The sequence below is a fragment of the Streptomyces sp. NPDC051320 genome, assembly GCF_040682175.1.
GTDB lineage: Bacteria > Actinomycetota > Actinomycetes > Streptomycetales > Streptomycetaceae > Streptomyces.
In genome coordinates, this window is the sequence record NZ_JBFBAL010000007.1 from 212,946 (window position 1) to 233,715 (window position 20,770).

Below are 20,770 nucleotides of genomic sequence, written 5' to 3' on the forward strand. Positions count from 1 at the left end.
CTCGTCAGTCCTCGTCGGGCAGGACGACATTCATCGCCCAGGAAACGATCGCGATGATGAGGCCGCCGAGCACGGCGGTCCAGAAGCCCTCCACATGGAACGAGAGGTCGAGTCTGCCGGACAGCCACGAGGTGAGCAGCAACATCAAGGCGTTGATCACCAGAGTGATCAACCCCAGTGTGAGGATGAACAGGGGGAAGGCCACGACCTTCACGATGGGCTTGACGACGAAGTTCACCACGCCGAAGACGAGCGCGACGATGATCAGCGTTATGGCCTTGCGGCCGGTGGAGTCGCCGCCCAGCGTGATGTCCTGAAGCAGCCAGATGGCCACGAACAGGGCCGCGGCATTGGCGACCGTCTTGACTACGAAATTCTTCATGTGTCTGATCGTGGCAGACATGATCGGGACAAGTGCAGGGGCTGACGGGCAATGAAGGCATTCCGGCTGGACGAACTCGAGGCGGAGCGCGCTGCCAACGACGGTGCGTATCTGCAGTTCCTGCGCGAAAGAAACATGTCGGTCGGCCTCTATGCGCTGGACGCCGGTGAGACCGACCGGCAGCAGCCGCACGGACAGGACGAGGTGTACTTCGTCGTCAGCGGTCGGGCCTCGATCACCGTGGGCACGGAGACGACCGAGGTCGCCCGCGGCGGTGTGGTGTACGTGCCGGCCGGGATGACGCACAAGTTCCATCACATCTCCGAGGACCTGCGGGTGCTTGTGGTTTTCTCACCGCCGGAGGGCTGACCCTCCTCCACCCCACGGGTCGCCGGCCTACGCACGGAAGCGTCCCGTAGGGGTCGGGTCAGGGGAGGACAAGGGATGCCGACCACCCGCTGTCGCGTTCGACGGCTTTAGCATCGGTGACAGGACGCCCGGAGCAGCCGGAGCGGCCGAGCAGGACCGGAAGACCCAGGAAGAGGTAAGACGATGGCGGTGCGAGAGATCTTCGCGGGAATGCCGTGGTGGGTGAAGTGGGTCGCGGTGCCCGTCATCGCCCTGGTCGTGTTCGGTGGTCTCATCGCGACCGTGGTCGGCTTCGTGATCGGTCTGCTCTTCAAGCTGTTGGTCTTCGTCGCCATCGTGGGTGGCCTCATCTACGTCGTACGCAAGTTCACTTCTTCGTCGTCCTCACGCGGCGACTGGTGAGTCGCGGCGGCAGCCGGCCTCCGCTGAGCGGCCGGGGTCGGCGAACCGTCCCGCTCCGGTGACGGCAGTGGCTAAAGTGGGGCATCTCTGCCGCTTCTTGGGGATGACCGCTTGGCCACGACACCTCGACCAGTTGTTCCGACACTGATCGCTTCGGTGCAGAGGGCGCTCCGACTGCTGGAGGCGGTGGGCGCCCATCCTGACGGCGCCCCGGCCAAGCAGCTGGCTCGAGAAGCCGGACTTCCGCTGCCCACCGCGTACCACCTGCTGCGCACGCTCACCCACGAGGGCTACCTGCGCCGGGAGAGCGGTGTTTTCGTGCCCGGAGCGGCTGCCGAGCGGCTGGGCGGTGACGGGGCGGTCCACAGCGGCCACGCCACGCTGGTGGATTCGCTGACTTACTGGCGTGACTCGCTGGGTGTCGCGGTGTATTTCGCGGTCTACCGCGACGGTGAAATCGAACTTGTCGCGATCGCCGACACCCCCGCCACGCCCGCCGTCGAGGAGTGGGCGGACTTCCGGGAAACGGGTCATGCTCACGCGGTGGGGCAGTGTCTGCTGAGCCAGCTCGACGAGGCGTCCCGCAAAGATCATCTGGATCGCTATCCGGTGCAGCCGCTGACCCCGTATTCGGTGCGTGACCGGCGCGTCCTGCTGGAGCGGCTGGCCGCGGTCGAGCGGATGCAGCCGGTGGTTGAGCACCAGGAGTACGCCCTCGGAACCGTCTGTGCGGCCATCCCGGTCACCGCGGGATCGGCTGCCGCCACCGTGGCCATTTCCATACCTGTGAACCAGAGAGAACAGTTGCAGTCAGTAGTCGAACAGTTACGGTGTGAAGTCGGAGCTCTGCTTCATTCCTTAGTGTTCTCTATCAGTATCTGAAATATCACTCCTTGTGATCCGCTAGCGCTTACAGCACGATTACGTCAAGACGGTTGCGGGGCACAGTCCCGGCCATCTCGTGATCCAACACGGCGTCTACTGCGGGGTAGGGACATGCGCGAATTGGTCCAGGCAGAGGTCATGATGAGCTTCCTCGTCTCCGAGGAGCTCTCCTTCCGTATCCCGGTGGAACTCTGCTACGACGTCACCGACCCCTATGCGATCCGGATGACCTTCCATCTGCCCGGAGACGCCCCGGTGACCTGGACGTTCAGCCGCGAGCTGCTGCTCGACGGCATCAACGCCCCGACCGGTGAGGGTGATGTGCACGTATCGCCCAGCGAGCCTGCCGGGCTTTCCGACACACACATCCGGCTCCAGGTCGGCGCCGACCGCGCTCTCTTCCGGGCCGGCAGTGCGCCGCTGGTGGCCTTTCTCGACCGTACGGACAAGCTGGTACCCCTCGGACAGGAACACACCCTGCGCCATTTCGACGGCAGCCTCGACGACGCGCTCGGCCGGATTCTGGCCGAGGAGAACGCGGGGTAGGCCGAGCCGCCCCGCTGTCCCTTGCCTCAGTGCCTGCGGCGGTGCCCCCCACCGCCCCGCGGCACACGCGCCGGAGCAGCGTCACCGCGGTTCGGCCGGTCGGCCGCGACCACGAGCGCCGCGAGCGCCGTGGTCACCGGGACGGAGGCGACCAGGCCGATCGAGCCGACCAGAGTCCTGACGATCTCCTGCGCCACCAGTTCGGCATTGGCCACTGTGCCCACGCTGCTCTGCGCGATGGAGAACATCAGCAGCAGGGGGAGCGCCGCACCCGCGTATGCCAGGACCAGCGTGTTCACCACGGACGCGATGTGGTCACGGCCGATCCGGATACCGGCCCGGTAGAGCCCGCGGGCGCTCATGGTGGGATCGGCCTGGTGAAGTTCCCATACGGCTGAGGTTTGCGTGACCGTTACGTCGTCCAGCACGCCCAGCGAGCCGATGATGATGCCGGCCAGCAGCAGCCCGCTCATACTGATGTGCGGATACAGGCCGTGGATGAGACCGGTGCTGTCGTCCGTATTGCCGGACAGACTCGCCCACCCGGTGAACAGTGAGCCGAGCAGGCCGATCAGCAACAGCGAGACCAGGGTGCCGATGACGGCGACAGAGGTACGGGCGCTGAGCCCGTGGCAGGTGTAGAGCGCGATCAGCATGATCGCGCTCGCCCCCACCACCGCGACGATCAGCGGATCCGACCCGTGCAGGATGGCGGGCAGGATGAACAGCGTCAGCACGGCGAAGCTGACGACCAGTGCGACCAGGGCCATCGCCCCCCGCATCCTGCCCACCACGACCACCACCAGCGCGAAGACCCCGGCGAGCAGGGCCATCGGGAGCTTCCGGTCCACATCGGACACCGAATACTGCAGGTCGTGCGGTGCGTCGGGCGCGTACGCCACCACCACTCCCTGCCCCTGGTGCAGTTGCCGTGGTGCGTCCGGCTGGACGATCTCGGTGAAGATCCTGCCCTTGTCCCTGCCGGTCTCCACCTCGACCTTCGCCTTCCTGCACTCCCCTGTTGACGTGCCCGCCTCCGCGCCGGTGGCGGGATCTCCGGTGGTGGAGTCTCCGGTGGTCGATGTCTGACTGGCATGCACGTCCTTGCAGTCCACAGCGGTGAGGGCGACCACTCGTGCTTGCTGCGTCTGCCGGTCGAAGCCGACTCCGGTGCGTGCGTGCGGCGGCGCGCCGCCGGGCCAGAGCACGAGGAGGCCGACGATCACCGCTGCGGAGAAGGGGATCAGCACGGCCGCGATGACCTTGCGGAGGTGCTTGGACACCGGAGCCGCGGGGCCATGGCTGTGCGTGTGCCCGGCGGGATGGCCGGATGTCCGGTCGGGCGGATCCAGGAGCGAGGTCACTGCCGGATCATCGCAAGAAGAGAGGCCCTCTGTTCAGCAGGCCCGGCAGGGCGCTAGCGTGGGGGCACCTTTGCACACGCGGGAGCTCGGAGCACCGGGCTGAGAGGGCGCTGACCAGCAATCGCTGCAGCTGCGCCGACCGCCGAACCTGTTACCGGGTAATGCCGGCGTAGGGAGTAGGTCTGATGACCACAGTGGACGCACACACGCCTGCCAACGACAGCAACGAGCGCAAGCCCGGCTGGCACAAGGGGTATGTCCCGGGCCCGGAGGGCTCGAGGGCCGACCTCAGGGTGCCGGTCCGGCAGGTACACCTCACCAACGGGCAGCACGTGACGCTGTACGACACGTCAGGTCCGTACACCGACCCCACCGTTGAGACGGATGTACGCCGTGGGCTGGCCCCGCTGCGGGAGAGCTGGATCATCGGCCGGGGCGACACCGAGGAATACGCGGGACGCCCGGTCCGTCCCGAGGACGACGGACTCAAGCACACGTCGCCGCGCGGTGGCCTGCTCCGTGGCGGAGACGGTGATCTGCGCGGACTCGACGCGGTCTTCCCGGGCCGGCCGCGGCAGCCCAGGCGGGGCCGCGACGGCCGCGCGGTGAGCCAGCTCGCGTACGCCAAACGCGGGGAGATCTCCCCGGAGATGGAGTACGTCGCGGTCCGCGAGAACGTCTCCCCCGAGGTTGTCCGGGAGGAGATCGCGGCCGGCCGGGCCGTGCTCCCGGTCAACGTCAACCATCCGGAGATCGAGCCGATGATCATCGGCAAGCGATTCCTGGTGAAGGTCAACGCCAACATCGGTAACTCCGCGGTCACTTCCTCCATCGAGGAAGAGGTGGACAAGATGACCTGGGCCACCAAGTGGGGCGCCGACACCGTCATGGACCTGTCCACCGGACGCAATATCCACACCACCCGTGAATGGGTGCTGCGCAACTCCCCGGTCCCGATCGGGACGGTGCCCCTCTACCAGGCACTGGAGAAGGTCGACGGCCGGGCCGAGGAACTGACCTGGGAGATCTACAAGGACACCGTCATCGAGCAGGCCGAACAGGGTGTCGACTACATGACGGTGCATGCCGGCGTGCGGCTGGCGTATGTGCCGCTCACCGCGCGCCGCAAGACCGGGATCGTCTCACGCGGCGGATCGATCATGGCCGCCTGGTGCCTGGCGCACCACAAGGAGTCGTTCCTCTACGAGAACTTCGAGGAGCTCTCCGACATCCTCGCCTCCTACGACGTGACCTACTCGCTCGGCGACGGACTACGGCCCGGGTCGATCGCGGACGCCAACGACGAGGCGCAGTTCGCTGAGCTCCGCACGCTCGGGGAGCTCAACACGATCGCCAAGCGGCATGACGTCCAGACGATGATCGAGGGCCCGGGACACGTCCCGATGCACAAGATCAAGGAGAACATCGATCTCCAGCAGGAGATCTGTGAGGAGGCCCCGTTCTACACCCTGGGACCGCTCACCACGGATGTGGCGCCGGCCTACGACCACATCACCTCCGGCATCGGGGCCGCGATGATCGCCTGGTGGGGCACGGCGATGCTCTGCTACGTCACGCCGAAGGAGCACCTGGGCCTGCCCAACCGGGACGACGTGAAGACCGGCGTCATCACCTACAAGATCGCCGCTCATGCGGCGGACCTCGCCAAGGGGCACCCCGGCGCGCAGGAGTGGGACGACGCGTTGTCGGACGCCCGCTTCGAGTTCCGGTGGGAGGACCAGTTCAATCTGGCTCTCGACCCGGACACCGCACGGGAGTTCCACGACGAGACGCTGCCCGCCGAGCCGGCGAAGACCGCGCACTTCTGCTCCATGTGCGGGCCGAAGTTCTGTTCGATGAAGATCTCTCAGGACATCCGCCGGGAACACGGCGGCAGTCAGGAGGAGATCGAGTCGGGGATGGCGGAGAAGTCCCGGGAGTTCGCCGCGAGCGGCAACCGCGTCTATCTGCCGATCGCCGACTGACACGGGAGGTCCGCGCCCCGCACGCCGGCCGGAGAAATCACTCCGGCCGGTGCTCGGGCCCCCCGAAGTCCGGACTGGTGAAGTCCGGGCTGGTGAAACTGGGGCGCTGCAGTTCGTCACCGTCCCCGGGACTGGCGTAGTCGGGCCTGCTGTAGCCGAGGTCGGGCATACGGCCCGCGGACCGGCGCGGTACCGGAGTCACCGGATCCGTGCCCGGGTCGGCGAGAGCCTCGCGCAGGAACGGCAGAATGCCCCGTTCCAGCAGAGCGTGGCGCCAGGCATCCCGGGCGCGGGCGACTTCGTCGGAGAGTCCGCCGTCGCCGTCCTCTTCGTCGGCATGCAGTTCGGTCGAGCCGTTGCGAAGAGCCGCGAGAAGCAGGCCGATCGCCGCGACCAGGATGGCAGCCGCGGTGAGCGCACCGAAGAACCAGCCCGCCGTGAGCATGGTGTCGGCGAATTCCGGTGGTGGATCAAGAGCTTTGAGCAGGTAGCCGACCAGCAGGAATATCGCGGCAGCGGCGCCTGCGAGAACGGGCGCCAGGACCGCGATGACGGCCGCGAGCCCCGCACCGGTCGTGCTGGTCGGTTGACCGGTCACCGGAGCGAGGACGGAGGCGCGCGCCGAAGCCGTGGCGGGCGTACGCAGTTCCGCGCGCACCTTCACGAAGTGTTCGTACTCTGCTGCTGCCGCCGTGGTGATCAGGACATCCGCGTTCAGCACCATGGTGCGCAACTGTTCGGTGTTGAGCCGGTGGCCGACTTCTGCCAGCTCCGGACGGTCGTGCGCGGTACGCAGTGTGTGGTCGAGGATGCGCTCGAACTCCGGGCGATCCTCGATCAGCAGGTGCGAAGCGCTGTTCATGTGCATCCCCCGATGCTCCGTAGGGCCGGGACACCCGCCTTTTGACGGGCGATGGGGCGGAAACGGAGGAGAGCCTGCTACGGATAACCCGATGGTAGAGCTGTTACGGCACGGGGTAACAGAGGGTTTCCGTAAATCGCATATCCACAGAGTGGTCAGTTGGGCAGCGGCAGCTGCACCACAAGGAGTTTTCCGGCCATGGTCACTCCGCCGTCCATGGCGATGGCCAGGCCGTCCGCGTACACATGCGGTCCCTCGATGACGGTACGCGGGCCGTCCTCACCGTCCTCGGTGCCGACCTCGCCCAGCAGATACGGAATGGGGCTGTGCCCGTGGACGACGTGGTGGCCGCCGAAGACGCCGAGCAGTTCCTGGACGGCCTGCGGCCCGGTCGCGTCGCGGAAGGCGAAGCGCTTGGTGAATTTGCGGAACAGGTCCCAGCACTCGTCTGCGTCGTTGCGGGTGAGGGTTTCGCGGACGGTGTCGTTCACGGCTTCGAGCGAGTCACCGTAGTCGAGATAGGCGGTGGTGTCGGAGTGCATCAGCAGGTGGTCGTCCTCCAGCTCGATGGCGTCGAGCCGGGACATCCACTGCAGATGTACGTCCTGCAGCCGGTCCATGTCCGCCTTCTGGCCGCCGTTGAGCAGCCAGGCGGCTTGGAAGGTGGCGGTGCCCGCACCGGAATTGACCGGTGTGTCGCCGAAGCGTTTGGCGCCGAGCAGCAGCAGTTCGTGATTGCCCATCAGGGCCTTGCAGTAGCCGCCGGCCGCCGCGGCCTCCGCGGAGAGCCGCATCACCAGGTCGATGACGCCGATGCCGTCCGGACCGCGGTCGGTGAAGTCGCCGAGGAACCAGAGACGGGCGTTGCCCGCGGACCAGTTGGACTCGGCGTCGATGAGGCCCTGGGCGCGCAGGGCGGCCAGCAGCTCGTCGAGATAGCCATGGACGTCACCGACGACGAAGAGCGGGCCGGGGCCCCCTTCGCCGTCGGCCGCGGGGGCCGGGGCTTCGGTCCTGACGACGGCCGTGTCACCGGGGCCGCCCCGGCCGATCACCGGGAGATCCCGCTGGGTCGGCGTGTAGCCGTCCGGCTCGGAGTCATGGGGAGACGCCGGCTCGGAGTTGTGGGCGTGCTCGGGTGCGAGCAGAGGCGGTACGCGGAATTCCCGCACTGTCGCTGTCCGCATCGCGGGTTCCAGACCGGCCCCCTGAGTCATCGACCCCTCCACCACCGTCGCGCGCCGTGCACCGGTCGGACCTGCCTGGTCGGGGGGCCCGCGGTGTCGTGCGCCCATCATAGGAATGCGACTCGTCCCGTGTGACGCACCAGGGGTGCTGAATCCGGGTGCTCCTGTGATTGGCTGACGTTTTTGCGCCCATTGGGATGATTAATCCGGGGTGGGAGAACGCGGCGCACTGACCGTGGTGCGTGGCGGACGCCGCTGTGAGGAGGTCCGGACGATGAGTTCGGTAGGTATGACCTGCTCGACCGGGAGGTCGTTGTTGATGCCTTCGATGGCGTCGATGAGCAACTGGATGACCGCGGTGCCGATCCGTCGCGGCTTGAGCGACAGAGTGGTGATGGGCGGTTCGGTGTTGGCGTACACGGTGGATTCGCTGCAACAGACGAGCAGCAGATCCTCCGGGACGCGTAATCCGTATCGTCGTGCGGCTGCCAGCAGGTCGGTTCCGTTGGGGTCGAACAGTCCGTACACGGCATCGGGCCGGTCCGGCCGGGCGAGCAGACGGTCGGCGGCGATGGCGCCCGCGCAGGGGTCGTGAGCCGGGTAGGACTCGTACACCGGGTCCTGCCCGACCCGCTCACACCAGCGCAGATAGGCGGTGGTGGAGAGCCGGGTGTACGTGTCGGTGGTGGTGCCGGTGAGCAGTCCGATGCGACGGGCCCCGGCGGCCGCGAGATGGTCGAGCAGATCGAGAACCGCGGCCTCGTGGTCGTTGTCGACCCAGGCGGTGACGGGCAGGGTGCCCGCCGGGCGGCCGTCGGAGACGACGGGAAGCCCTTGGCGTACGAGTTCGGAGACGACCGGGTCGTGGTCGGACGGATCGATGACGACGGTGCCGTCGAGGGCGACATTCGACCAGACGTCGACCGCGCTGTGGCGCGAGGTGGCGGGGAGGATGACGAGGGCGTAGCCGCGTGCGAGCGCGGCTGAGGTGGCGGCTCTCGCCATCTCGGCGAAGTACGCGAATTCGGTGAAGGTGAAAGGTTCATCCCCGTACGTGGTCACGGTCAGGCCGATGAGGCCGGACTTTCCGGTCCGGAGGGTTCGGGCCGCGGCGGACGGGCGATAGCCCAGCCGGTCCGCGACCTCACGGACATGCCGGCGAGTGGCGTCCGGGAGCCTGCCCTTGCCGTTGAGCGCGTCGGAGACGGTCGTGATGGAGACGCCGGCCGCGGCGGCAACGTCCCGGATGCCCGCTCGCCCTTGCCGGTTGGCCCTGCGGGGAGTTTCCGCCCGGCTCACTTGGTGCTTCCCTGCTGCTGTCATGGCGAGCCGATAGTAGGGCGATGCGGGGCGGTCAGGCGGGAAGCATATTCACTCGTTGACAGGGACGTTTCTGCATGATCATTCAAGCCCAACCGCCATAGAAGTCAAGGTGATTGGAGGGACCATCCACGGAGTGTCGGGCACGGACCGGCATAGGCCTGCCCCCTGGCTGATGTTGCGATGCGGTCTCAACTCACCTCAACGGGGGATGCGCGCCACGGAGTGAGCTACCAGCGCACGCCCGTCGCTCAAGCGCTCCCCCTGTTTCGGCGCCCGCCATTCGCCCAGGAGGCGAATCCTCATAAGGTATGGAGTATTCGAGTCGAGGAGGACCCGCCGTGAGCGAGAAGAGCCCCAAGCTGCGTGCCGTGCTGGACGACATCCCTGCTTATGTACCGGGCAAACCGGCCGCCGCCGGCGGCCCGGTCGCCTACAAGCTGTCCTCCAACGAGAACCCCTATCCGCCGCTGCCCGGTGTGATGGAGAGCACCGTCGCAGCAGCCGGGTCCTTCAACCGCTACCCGGACATGGCCTGCACCGGCCTGATGAATGAGCTGGCCGGGCGCTTCGGGGTGCCGGTATCGCATCTGGCCGCCGGCACCGGGTCCGTCGGCGTCGCGCAGTCGCTGCTTCAGGTGACCTCGGGGCCGGGCGACGAGGTGATCTACGCCTGGCGGTCGTTCGAGGCTTATCCGATCATCACGCGCATCAGTGGGGCGAAGGCCGTACAGGTACCGCTGGACTCCGCGGAGGTGCACGATCTCGATGCGATGGCCGATGCGATCACCGAGCGGACTCGGCTGATCTTCGTCTGCAACCCCAACAACCCGACCGGCACCGTGGTCCGCAGGGGAGAGCTCGAGCGCTTTCTGGACCGGGTGCCCTCGGACGTCCTGGTGGTTCTGGACGAGGCGTACCGCGAGTTCAATCGCGACCTGAATGTTCCGGACGGCATTGAGCTCTACCGGGACCGGCCCAATGTCGCGGTGCTGCGCACCTTCTCCAAGGCCTACGGGCTGGCCGGGCTGCGGGTCGGCTTCGCGGTGGCTCATGAGCCGGTCGCCGCCGCGCTGCGCAAGACGGCGGTCCCGTTCGGCGTGAGTCAGCTGGCGCAGGACGCGGCGGTCGCTTCGCTGCGTGCCGAGGACGAGCTGCTGGGCCGGGTCGGTTCACTGGTCGTGGAGCGGACCCGGGTGCGTGAGGCCCTGATCGGTCAGGGGTGGAGCGTGCCCGAGACCCAGGCGAACTTCGTGTGGCTGCGGCTGGGGGAACGTACCGGTGACTTCGCCGCCTTCTGCGAGAAGGCGGGTGTGGTCGTACGCCCCTTCGCCGGCGAGGGGGTGCGCGTCACGATCGCCGAGACGGAGGCCAACGACCTCTTCCTGAAGGCGGCCGAGGCCTTCCGTCAGGAGCTGTAGCCGAGCCGTAGCCGACCTCATCGACCGGCCAGAAACGAGGCGGGGTGCCCTAAGGGGCACCCCGCCTTCGTTGTCCAAAAAGTACTTACGTAATATTGCTTGTGAATGTGAACGCTTTCACAAGCGGCCCGTTTCGCCCCGTGCTGTGGGGGACCAAAGGGGCAAGTGTTGCTGTGGCCACCGCCACCTAAGGAGAGTGACGACGTGGAGCTGGCTCTGGCGCCGGAGACCCTGGCGCGATGGCAGTTCGGTCTGACCACCGTCTACCACTATCTGTTCGTCCCCCTCACGATCTCCCTTGCCGCGATCACCGCGGGGCTGGAAACGGCCTGGGTGCGAACCGGCCGGGAGAAGTACTTCCACGCCACGAAGTTCTGGGGGAAGCTGCTCCTGATCAACCTGGCGATCGGGGTCGCCACCGGTCTGGTCCAGGAGTTTCAGTTCGGTATGAACTGGTCGGACTACTCGAAGTTCGTCGGAGACGTGTTCGGCGCCCCGCTGGCGATGGAGGCGCTCATCGCCTTCTTCTTCGAGTCCACGTTCATCGGACTGTGGATCTTCGGTTGGGACAAGCTGCCGAAAAAGCTGCACTGCGCCTGCATCTGGATGGTGGCGATCGGGTCCACCTTCTCGGCGTACTTCATCCTGGCGGCCAACTCGTGGATGCAGCACCCGGTGGGGTACTCCATCGATCCGGTCACCGGGGTCGCCCACCTCAACGACATCTGGCACGTGCTGACCCAGAAGACCGCGCTGGTGGTCTTCACTCACACCATGACGTCGGCGTTCCTCACCGGCGGGGCCTTTGTGGTCGGGATCTCCAGCTACCACCTGTGGAAGATCAGGCGGGCCCGCGCGGCGGGTGAGAGCACCGGCACCAAGCGCACCACCACCATGCGGACCTCGTTGCGGCTCGGCCTGGTCATGACGGTCATCGCGGGCATCCTCACCGCACTCTCCGGCGACCAGCTGGGCAAGGTCATGTTCGAGCAGCAGCCCATGAAGATGGCGGCAGCCGAGGCACTCTGGGAGACCCAGGCGCCCGCGCCGTTCTCCGTCTTCGCGGTGGGCGATGTGCGCCAGGGCCACAACTCCGTGGAACTGTCGATTCCCGGGATCCTGTCGTTCCTCGCCCATGACGACTTCCACACAGCGGTGCCCGGCATCCATGAGACCGCGAAGGCGGAGGCGGAGAAGTACGGCGGCAAGCCGGCCGACTACGTACCCAACATCTTCGTGACCTTCTGGGGCTTCCGTCTCATGATCGGAATCGGACTCACCGCCTCGATCGCCGCGGCAGCCGGGCTCTGGCTCACCCGGAAGAAGAAGTGGCTGCTGCCCGAACACCGCACCGCTGACGACGAAGCTCCCAAGCTGATGCTCACCCCGAGCCGTGAACTGGGCCCCTTCTTCACCAAGTGGGGCTGGCGGGTGGGTATGGCGTCGCTGGTCTTCCCGTTGATCGCGAACTCCATCGGATGGGTGTTCACCGAGATGGGCCGCCAGCCCTGGGCCGTATTCGGACTGTTCAAGACGGCCGATTCGGTCTCCCCCGGCGTCTCCCCGACAGAGATGCTCATTTCACTGATCGTCCTGATGACGCTGTACGCCGTTCTCGGCTGGATCAATGTCCGGCTGATGAAGAAGTACGCCGTACTCGGCCCCGACACGGACGAGAAACCACCGGCGAAGGACCCTCGGCTGCGCGGCCCTTCGGCCGGTGACGGTGAGTCCGACGCGTTCCACGCGGACGACGACAAACCCCTGACCTTCGCGTACTGAGAGGAGAGACGTCATGGGCCTCAACGACTTCTGGTTCCTGCTGATCGCTGTTCTGTGGACCGGCTATTTCTTCCTCGAGGGCTTCGACTTCGGGGTCGGCATCCTCACCCGGCTGCTGGCCAGGGACCGGCAGGAGCGCCGGGTTCTGATCAACATCATCGGTCCGGTATGGGACGGCAACGAGGTGTGGCTGATCACTGCGGCCGGCGCGATGTTCGCCGCTTTCCCGGTCTGGTACGCCACCTTCTTCAGCGGTTTCTATCTGCTGCTGGTGCTGATCCTGCTGCTGCTGATCGTGCGGGTTCTCTCCTTCGAGTACCGGCACAAGCGGCCTGAGGAGAGCTGGCAGCGCAACTGGGAGTGGGTGCTTTTCGCCAGTTCGCTGCTCCTCCCCTTCCTGTGGGGAATGATCTTCGCCAACCTCGTTCACGGGGTGCCCATCAACAGTCATCAGGACTACGCCGGTTCCCCCGCCGACCTGCTGAACTGGTACGCGGTTCTCGGCGGGCTCGCCTTCACGGCGCTGTGCACGCTGCACGGGGCGGTCTTCACCGCCCTCAAGACGGTGGGCGAGATACGGGGACGGGCCAGGGCCTTCGCGGCCCGGACCGCGGTTGTCACCGGAGTGCTCGCCGCCGCGTTCCTGGTATGGCTCCAGACGGACCGTGGCAACGGCGCCACTCTGATCGCGGCCTGCGTGGCACTGGCCGCGCTGGTCGGCGCGTTCGCCGCGAATGCCCGGACGCGGGAGGGCTGGGCCTTCGCCTTCACCGGGGCGGCCATTGCCGCCACCGTGGCGGCACTGTTCCTCTCCCTGGCGCCGGAGGTCATGCCGTCCTCGCTCAACTACGCATGGGATCTGACGATCGAGAACGCCGCGTCCGGGGCGTACACGCTCAGAGTCATGACCTGGGTGGCGGGCTTTATGACGCCCCTGATCCTGCTCTACCAGGGCTGGACGTACTGGGTTTTCCGCAAGCGACTCGGCACCCAGCACATAGCCGAAGCCCACTAGTGGGGGATGTTTCACGTGAAACCGATCGACCCGCGTTTGCTCCGGTACGCCGGTGCCACTCGTCTCTTCCTGGCTGCTGTGGTGGCCCTCGGGCTTGCGGGCGCGGGCTTGCTCATCGCCCAGGCAATGCTCATCGCCGATGTGGTGGTGGGGGCGTTCCAGCACGGTCTCGATGAGCCCGGACTGCGGACCCCCCTCCTGCTGCTCGGCGCGGTGGCGCTGGGACGTGGCCTGGTGGCCTGGCTGACCGAACTGGCCGCGCATCGGGCGAGCGCGTCGGTCAAGTCGGAGCTGCGGAGCCGGCTGCTTGAGCACGCGTCAGGCCTCGGGCCGCAGTGGCTGACCGGACAGCGCACCGGATCGCTGGTCGCGCTTGCCACGCGTGGTGTCGATGCGCTGGATGACTACTTCTCGCGCTACCTCCCCCAGTTGGGGCTTGCCGTGGTGGTGCCGTTGGCGGTACTGACGCGGATCGTCACCGATGACTGGGTGTCGGCGGCGATCATCGCGGGCACCTTGCCGCTGATCCCGGTCTTCATGATGCTGATCGGCTGGGCCACCCAGTCGCGGATGGATCGGCAGTGGCGGCTGCTGTCCCGCCTGTCGGGGCACTTCCTGGATGTGGTCGCCGGGCTGCCGACGCTGAAGGTGTTCGGACGGGCCAAGGCGCAGGCGGAGTCGATCAGAACCATCACCGACCGTTACCGGAAGGCCACCCTGCGGACTCTGCGGATCGCCTTTCTGTCATCGTTCGCCCTGGAGCTGTTGGCGACGCTTTCGGTGGCCCTGGTCGCGGTCGGTATCGGGCTGCGTCTGGTCCACGGCGACCTGGATCTGTACACCGGGCTGGTGATCCTCGTGCTGTCCCCCGAGGCTTACCTGCCGCTGCGTCAGGTGGGGGCGCAGTACCACGCAGCGGCAGAGGGCCTGTCGGCCGCGGAGGAGATCTTCGAGGTGCTGGAGACCCCGTTGCCCGTGGGCGGTACCGGGGAGGTGCCGGCCTCGCTGCGGCTCGAGCTGGAGGACGTGACAGTACGTCGTCCCGGGCGTGCCGAACCGGCACTGGATGCTGCGTCCTTGGTCGTGGAAGTCGGAGAGACGGTCGCCGTCACCGGGCCGAGCGGCGCCGGGAAAACTACGCTGTTGCAGGTACTGCTGGGGCTGGTGACCCCGGACGAGGGCCGAGTACGCGTCGGACCGGTGGAGCTGGCCTCCCTGTCTGCGGAGCGGTGGCGGCAGCAGATCGCCTGGGTGCCGCAGCACCCGTATCTGTTCGCCGGCACGATCGCCGAGAACGTGCGACTGGCACGGCCGGAGGCAGCAGCGGGTGCGGTGGCGGATGCGTTGCGGGATGCCGGGGCGCACGACTTCGTCGCCGGCCTGCCCGGCGGGATGGACACGGTGCTCGGCGAGGGGGGCACGGGCCTGTCGGCAGGCCAGCGCCAACGGATCGCGCTGGCCAGGGCCTTCCTCGCGGACCGGCCGCTGCTGCTGCTCGATGAGCCGACGGCCGCACTGGACGGGGAGACCGAGGCCGGGATCGTCGAGGCGGTACGGAGACTGGCGGCAGGCCGCACCGTGCTGCTGGTGGTGCACCGGCCCGCGCTGCTGGCCGTGGCCGACCGGGTCGTCTCGCTCGCCGCACCGTCCTCCGGACCTTCCGCTTCCGCGGCCCCATCAGCGGCGGTGCCCGGATCGGCTGCCGGCCGAGCAGTCCACAGCGCGAGGCCCGAGGCTCCGCCGGCCGATGACTGGTCACCCCGCGACCGGGCACCCGATGATCGGCTCCCCGCCGAGTGGCTTCCCGCCGAGCCTGGGCGGGGCGGATCGCGGCATCCACTGGCGCGGTTGCGCGAGTCGGCGGGCGGACTGCGTGGACGACTGATGCTCGCCCTGCTGCTGGGGAGCCTCGCTCTCGGGTCGGCCGTCGGCCTGATGGCGACCTCCGGCTGGCTGATCTCGCGGGCCGCGCAGCATCCGCCGGTGCTCTACCTCATGGTCGCGGTGACCGCGACCCGGGCGTTCGGGACCGGTCGGGCCGTCTTCAGGTACGCGGAGCGACTGGTCTCGCACGACGCGGTGCTGCGGATGCTCGCCGATGTGCGCGTGGCCGTCTACCGCAGGCTGGAGCGCATCGCACCGGGCGGGCTGAGCCGGGTACGGCGCGGGGACCTGCTGTCACGGCTCGTCGCTGACGTGGACGCGCTGCAGGATTACTGGCTGCGGTGGCTGCTGCCGACAGCCGTGGCCGCAGTGGTGGGGGCGGCCGCGATCGGATTCACCTGCTGGCTGCTGCCTGCGGCCGGCGCGGTACTCGCCGCAGGTTTGATCATTGCCGGGGTGGGTGTGCCGGCCCTCAGTGGTGCTTTTGCCCGACGGGCCGAGCGGCACCTCGCTCCGGCACGTGGGGCGCTGGCCACCCAGGTCGCCGACCTGCTCTCCGGGACCGCGGAGCTGACGGTCGCCGGAGCGGTGCCGGGCCGCTTGCGGGCCACCCGTACGGCAGACCGGGCACTGACCCGGATCGCGGCCCGAGGCGCTGCCGCCACCGCGCTCGGCGGTGGTCTGACGGCGCTGGTGTGCGGGCTGACCGTCGTAGCCGCGGCGTTCGTCGGCGTCGCGGCCGTGCATGACGGGCGGCTCGCAGGGGCGGAGCTCGCGGTGGTGGTGCTGACTCCGCTGGCCGCCTTCGAAGCCGTCACCGGACTTCCGCTCGCCGTGCAGCACCGCCAGCGGATCCGCCGGAGTGCCGAGCGGGTCTACGAGGTCCTCGACGCGCCGGAACCCGTCCAGGAGCCGGCCCGGCCGACGCCCGCCCCGCGATCGCCGTTCCCCCTCGATATGCGGGGCCTGACCGCCCGCCATGCGGGACAGCGGCACCCGGCACTCGAGAGTGTCGATCTGCGCCTCGAGGCCGGCCGGCGGGTCGCTGTCGTCGGCGCATCGGGATCCGGCAAGACGACGCTGGCCCAGGTGCTTCTGCGCTTCCTCGACCCGACGGCGGGCTCCTACACGCTCGGCGGGGTCGATGCCGATGCGATGGACAGCGACGAGGTCCGGCGGCTCGTCGGGCTGTGCGCCCAGGACGCGCACATCTTCGACAGTTCGCTCCGGGAGAATCTGCGGCTCGCCCGCACCGACGCCACCGACGCGCAGCTGCGCGCCGCGCTGGCCGGAGCCAGGCTGCTCGACTGGGCGGACGGTCTGCCCGACGGACTCGACACCCCGGTGGGGGAGCACGGCGCCCGACTTTCCGGCGGCCAGCGTCAGCGTCTGGCTCTGGCCCGGGCGCTGCTCGCCGATTTCCGGATGCTCGTGCTGGACGAGCCGGCCGAGCATCTCGACCTGGTGACCGCCGACGCGCTCACGGCGGATCTGCTGACCGCCACCGAGGGCCGCACGACAGTGCTCATCACACACCGGCTGCGTGGGATCGAGGCGGTCGATGAGGTGATCGTGCTGGACGCCGGCCGGATCGTGCAGCGCGGGCCGTATGCGGAGCTCGCAGCGCTGGACGGGCCACTGCGACGGATGCTGGAGCGAGAACGGGACAGTGATCTGGCGGGAGCCGACAGAGTCTGACTTTCCACCCCAAACGGGACTTACTAGGCTCTGTGGTATGTCCTCGGATTCCGCGGATCCCCTCGGCGCCGCCGCTCGCGCAGCCTCCGGTCTGCACGGCCTCTCCGGCGAATTGTCGGCGCGGGTGCCGCGATTGCTTGCGGCGATGCGGTCGGTGGGTACCGGCCTGGACCTGCAGCCCACGCTGGACAGGATCTGCCGGACCGCCGCCGAACTGGTGGATGCCCGCTATGCCGCCATCGGCGTGCTCGATCAGAAGCGCACCGGCCTGACCGACTTCATCACCCATGGCGTGTCCACGGAGCAGGCGGCGGAGGCCGGGCGGAGACCCGACGGCCGCCGGGGGCTGCCGGGTGCGCTGATCCACGATCCTGGTGCGCTGCGGCTCGCCGATCTGACGGCCGACGCGCGGTCTCCCGGATTTCCTCCGCACCCTCCGACGTTGCGGACCTTCCTGGGCGTTCCCATCCAGGTGCAGGGGGAAGTCTTCGGCAACCTCTACGTGGCCGAGAAGCGGGGCGGGGGCGAGTTCGACGACAGTGACCTGCAGATGGTGCGGGTGTTCTCCGCGGAGGCCGGGATCGCGATCGGCAACGCCCGGCTGTACGAGGCGGCCCGTCGGCGCGAGCGGTGGATCGACGGCTCAGTGGCCGTCACCACGGCGCTGCTCTCCGGCGGCGACCCGGATGAGGCGCTTTCCGTGGTCGCCAAACAGGCGCGAAAGCTGGCGGACTCGGTGGCGGGGGTGGTCCTGCTGCCCGCTGCCCGCGGTGGGCTGGAGATCGTCGCTGTCTCCACCGATCACCCCGGTGACGCCCTCGGGAAGATCATCCCGGCGGGGAGCCCGGTGGTGCGGGCCCTGCTGTCCGGTCGGCCGGTGTTCGTGGACGACCCGGACACGGATCCGCGGCTCGTCACCGGCTTGGGACGCAGGTTCGGGCCGAGCATGATGCTGCCGCTGCACAGCGGCGGCCGGGTGCTCGGCGCGCTGGCTACCCCACGGGCGCGGGACGCCCGGCCGTTCACCGAGACGGAGCGGACCCTGGCGACCCAGTTCGCCTCACAGGCGGCGCTCGCTCTGATGATGGCGGACGCGCAGCGGGACAGGGAGCGCCTTGCCGTCTTCGAGGATCGCGACCGGATCGCGCGGGATCTGCACGATCTGGTCGTGCAGCGATTGTTCGCCACCGGGATGATGCTGGAGGGCGCTCACCGCCAGTCCGTGGTCCCGGACGTGCAGCGGGGTGTCGCCAGGGCCGTGGAGGAACTGGATGTGACGATCCAGGAGATCCGCACGGCCATCTTCGCCCTCCAGCGGAGCTCTTCCGAGACGCCGTCCGGGCTGCGCGTACGAGTACTGCGGGAGATCAACATGGCGGCCGTGCCGCTGGGGTTCAAACCGGGGCACCGCTTCCTCGGTGACGTCGACAGAACGGTGGGCGACCTCACCGGGAAGAACCTGATCGCAGCGCTGCGCGAGGCGCTCTCGAATGCCTTCCGGCACGCCGGGGCCTCCCGGATCGAGGTGGAGGTCGACGCGACGGCACAACTGGCCGACGGACGCCCGGCGGTGCGGCTCACCGTCTCCGACGACGGGGTGGGCATCCCGGCCGGCGGGCGGCGCAGCGGTCTGCACAATCTCAACCGGCGCGCCGAATCGCTGGGCGGCGCCAGCCGGCACGGTCCCGGACTCGGTGGCGACGGCGGTGGTACGTCGGTGGTGTGGGAGGTTCCGCTGTAGACCGCGTCGGGGAGGACGCCTCGGAAAACCTTGAGGACGCCTCGGAGAACTTTCAGGATCGGTCAGAGGGCTCCCAGGATCTGCTCGATGACGACCGCGACGCCGTCCTCGTTGTTGGCGACCGTACGACCCGAAGCGGCGGCCACCGCCAGGGGGTGAGCGTTGCCCATCGCATACGAGGTGCCCGCCCAGCTCAGCATCTCCACGTCGTTCGGCATGTCACCGAAGGCCACCACCTCGGCGGGGGCGACGCCGCGCTCGGCGCAGCACAGTGCGAGAGTGCCCGCCTTGGAGACGCCGGGGCCGCTGATCTCCAGCAACGCGGTCGGGCTGGACCGAGTGATGGACGCGCGGTCACCCACGGAGGCCCTGGCCAGGGCGAGGAAGTCGTCGGGGGACAGCTCGGGGTGGTGGGCGAGCAGCTTCAGCACGGGCTGTCCCGCGGCGTCCGCGTGCCGGGCGAGCAGCTTTTCGGCCGGGGCCACACTCGATGCCGGATCGAAGGTGAGAGGCGGGTAGCCGGGTTCATGGTGGATGCCGCCGGTGCGCTCGACGGCGAAGGACGTGCCGGGAGCGGCGGCCCGCACGAGGGAGATCACGTCGAGTGCGTCGATGCGCTCCAGTGGGAGCACCTTGACGAAGACGTGTCCGCCCTCGTCGCCGTGCAGATCGACCACTGCCGCGCCGTTGCCGCAGATGACAAGGCCGTGACCGTGCACGTGGTCCCTGACGACGTCCATCCACCGGGCCGGGCGCCCCGTGACGAAGAAAACGTCGATGCCGGCCTTCTCGGCGGCGGCGAGTGCCGCGATCGTTCGGGCCGACACGGTTTTGTCGTCGCGCAGCAGGGTCCCGTCCAGGTCGGTGGCGATCAGCCGGGGCGGAGGAATGGAAGCGGATGCGAGGCCGTTAGCTGAGGTCACCGACGTATTGTCCCGCACCGGGTGCACGGACGTGCGAAGGGGCGCACATGTGAGAGCTCACGCGGCCTCCGCGGTCCGGTCGGAGACGCCTAAGCTCGGACCATGCGTCTGAGCACCGTGATCCTTCCCGTCCGCCGCTGGTCCGATGGCGGCCGCGACCAGTGGCGGCGAGCCGAAAGCCTCGGCTTCGACACCGCGTACACCTATGACCACCTGTCGTGGCGCACCTTCCGCGACGGGCCCTGGTTCGGTGCCGTCCCTACGCTGACTGCCGCGGCGGCCGCCACGTCACGGCTGCGGCTGGGCACCCTCGTCACCTCACCGAACTTCAGGCATCCGGTGACGCTCGCCAAGGACCTCATCACGCTGGACGATGTCTCCGGTGGACGGATCACGCTGGGCATCGGCGCGGGGGGCAACGGCTTCGACGCCACGGCACTGGGCCAGGAGCCGTGGACCCCACGGGAGCGGGCGGACAGATTCGGAGAGTTCGTACCGCTGCTCGACCGGCTGCTGACCGAGGAATCGGTCTCGTACCGGGGCGCGCATTACTCCGCTGAGGAGGCGCGCAACATCCCCGGGTGTGTGCAGCGGCCCCGGCTTCCCTTCGCGGTGGCCGCCACCGGGCCCCGCGGGCTGAAGCTCGCCGCGCGGCACGGCCAGGCTTGGGTGACGACGGGCGACCCGAAGCTCTTCGAGGCGGGGACCCCCGAGCAGTCCGTGGCAGCGATCCGCGGACAGATCGGCAAGCTCGTTGCGGCTTGTGCGGAGATCGGCAGGGACGCCGCCGAACTGGACAAGGTGCTGCTCACCGGCTTCACGCCGGACCGGGCGCGGCCGATGGAATCCCTGGACGCCTTTGTGGACTTCGCGGGCCGCCACTTGGCGCTCGGTATCACCGACATCGCGATCCACGCGCCCATCCCCGGGTCGGATTTCGCGGCCGACGAGAAGGTGTTCGAGCAGATCGCGACCGAGGCGCCGGCGCAACTCCGGGGATAGCG

General features: G+C 68.4%; 17 protein-coding genes and 1 riboswitch. Of the genes, 11 read left to right on the forward strand and 6 right to left on the reverse strand.

Going from position 1 to position 20,770, the window contains the following annotated elements:
• Positions 1 to 4 precede the first annotated feature (4 nt).
• Positions 5 to 382, reverse strand: a complete 378-nt coding sequence (locus AB0M87_RS17760) for a phage holin family protein (RefSeq protein ID WP_365853809.1) — start codon at positions 380 to 382, stop codon at positions 5 to 7.
• A gap of 51 nt (positions 383 to 433) precedes the next feature.
• Here AB0M87_RS17760 and AB0M87_RS17765 point away from each other — a divergent pair, with 51 nt between their 5' ends.
• The 4 genes from AB0M87_RS17765 (at position 434) to AB0M87_RS17780 (ending at position 2,584) form a co-directional block, all read left to right on the forward strand.
• The gene (locus AB0M87_RS17765; RefSeq protein ID WP_365853811.1) at positions 434 to 751 is read left to right on the forward strand and encodes a cupin domain-containing protein; all 318 of its coding nucleotides are present in this window, start codon (positions 434 to 436) and stop codon (positions 749 to 751) included.
• Between the two features lie 189 nt (positions 752 to 940).
• Complete coding sequence (locus AB0M87_RS17770; RefSeq protein ID WP_365854127.1) at positions 941 to 1,153, forward strand: DUF5326 family protein; 213 nt, start codon at positions 941 to 943, stop codon at positions 1,151 to 1,153.
• Between the two features lie 144 nt (positions 1,154 to 1,297).
• Complete coding sequence (locus AB0M87_RS17775) at positions 1,298 to 2,035, forward strand: helix-turn-helix domain-containing protein (protein ID WP_365854129.1); 738 nt, start codon at positions 1,298 to 1,300, stop codon at positions 2,033 to 2,035.
• A gap of 114 nt (positions 2,036 to 2,149) precedes the next feature.
• Entirely contained in the window at positions 2,150 to 2,584 is a 435-nt protein-coding gene (locus AB0M87_RS17780) for an SsgA family sporulation/cell division regulator (protein ID WP_365853813.1), read from the forward strand.
• 26 nt (positions 2,585 to 2,610) lie between these two features.
• On the opposite strand, the gene AB0M87_RS17785 is transcribed toward AB0M87_RS17780, so the two are convergent.
• Positions 2,611 to 3,948: a YibE/F family protein gene (locus tag AB0M87_RS17785; RefSeq protein WP_365853815.1), complete on the reverse strand. Its 1,338-nt coding sequence runs from the start codon at positions 3,946 to 3,948 to the stop codon at positions 2,611 to 2,613.
• A gap of 68 nt (positions 3,949 to 4,016) precedes the next feature.
• Positions 4,017 to 4,141: riboswitch (TPP riboswitch) on the forward strand.
• Here AB0M87_RS17785 and thiC point away from each other — a divergent pair.
• Complete coding sequence (gene thiC, locus AB0M87_RS17790) at positions 4,134 to 5,933, forward strand: phosphomethylpyrimidine synthase ThiC (protein WP_365853817.1); 1,800 nt, start codon at positions 4,134 to 4,136, stop codon at positions 5,931 to 5,933. Its footprint overlaps the riboswitch before it by 8 nt.
• Positions 5,934 to 5,970: 37 nt before the next feature.
• On the opposite strand, the gene AB0M87_RS17795 is transcribed toward thiC, so the two are convergent.
• The 3 genes from AB0M87_RS17795 to AB0M87_RS17805 all read right to left on the reverse strand — a co-directional run bounded on the left by AB0M87_RS17795 (position 5,971) and on the right by AB0M87_RS17805 (position 9,305).
• Positions 5,971 to 6,801: a hypothetical protein gene (locus tag AB0M87_RS17795; protein ID WP_365853819.1), complete on the reverse strand. Its 831-nt coding sequence runs from the start codon at positions 6,799 to 6,801 to the stop codon at positions 5,971 to 5,973.
• Between the two features lie 149 nt (positions 6,802 to 6,950).
• Positions 6,951 to 8,012: a metallophosphoesterase gene (locus AB0M87_RS17800; protein WP_365853822.1), complete on the reverse strand. Its 1,062-nt coding sequence runs from the start codon at positions 8,010 to 8,012 to the stop codon at positions 6,951 to 6,953.
• Positions 8,013 to 8,183: 171 nt separating this feature from the next.
• Positions 8,184 to 9,305, reverse strand: coding sequence for a LacI family DNA-binding transcriptional regulator (locus AB0M87_RS17805; RefSeq protein ID WP_365853824.1), 1,122 nt, complete (start codon positions 9,303 to 9,305; stop codon positions 8,184 to 8,186).
• A gap of 338 nt (positions 9,306 to 9,643) precedes the next feature.
• Between AB0M87_RS17805 and hisC the strand changes: the two genes are divergently transcribed.
• From hisC to AB0M87_RS17830, 5 genes are all read left to right on the forward strand, one after another.
• Complete coding sequence (gene hisC, locus AB0M87_RS17810) at positions 9,644 to 10,723, forward strand: histidinol-phosphate transaminase (RefSeq protein ID WP_365853826.1); 1,080 nt, start codon at positions 9,644 to 9,646, stop codon at positions 10,721 to 10,723.
• 204 nt (positions 10,724 to 10,927) lie between these two features.
• The gene (locus AB0M87_RS17815; protein WP_365853828.1) at positions 10,928 to 12,505 is read left to right on the forward strand and encodes a cytochrome ubiquinol oxidase subunit I; all 1,578 of its coding nucleotides are present in this window, start codon (positions 10,928 to 10,930) and stop codon (positions 12,503 to 12,505) included.
• Between the two features lie 13 nt (positions 12,506 to 12,518).
• Positions 12,519 to 13,520 carry a cytochrome d ubiquinol oxidase subunit II gene (gene cydB, locus AB0M87_RS17820; RefSeq protein WP_365853830.1) on the forward strand — a complete coding sequence of 334 codons (1,002 nt, stop codon included), beginning with the start codon at positions 12,519 to 12,521 and terminating at the stop codon, positions 13,518 to 13,520.
• A 15-nt stretch (positions 13,521 to 13,535) separates the two neighbouring features.
• Entirely contained in the window at positions 13,536 to 17,102 is a 3,567-nt protein-coding gene (gene cydD, locus AB0M87_RS17825) for a thiol reductant ABC exporter subunit CydD (RefSeq protein WP_365853832.1), read from the forward strand.
• Between the two features lie 37 nt (positions 17,103 to 17,139).
• On the forward strand, positions 17,140 to 18,843 hold the full coding sequence (locus tag AB0M87_RS17830) for a GAF domain-containing protein (protein ID WP_365853834.1): 1,704 nt from the start codon (positions 17,140 to 17,142) through the stop codon (positions 18,841 to 18,843).
• 62 nt (positions 18,844 to 18,905) lie between these two features.
• Here AB0M87_RS17830 and AB0M87_RS17835 read toward each other — a convergent pair whose 3' ends face one another.
• The gene (locus tag AB0M87_RS17835) at positions 18,906 to 19,766 is read right to left on the reverse strand and encodes an HAD-IIB family hydrolase (RefSeq protein ID WP_365853836.1); all 861 of its coding nucleotides are present in this window, start codon (positions 19,764 to 19,766) and stop codon (positions 18,906 to 18,908) included.
• A gap of 102 nt (positions 19,767 to 19,868) precedes the next feature.
• Here AB0M87_RS17835 and AB0M87_RS17840 point away from each other — a divergent pair, with 102 nt between their 5' ends.
• Entirely contained in the window at positions 19,869 to 20,768 is a 900-nt protein-coding gene (locus tag AB0M87_RS17840; protein ID WP_365853838.1) for an LLM class flavin-dependent oxidoreductase, read from the forward strand.
• The last annotated feature ends 2 nt before the right edge of the window (positions 20,769 to 20,770 follow it).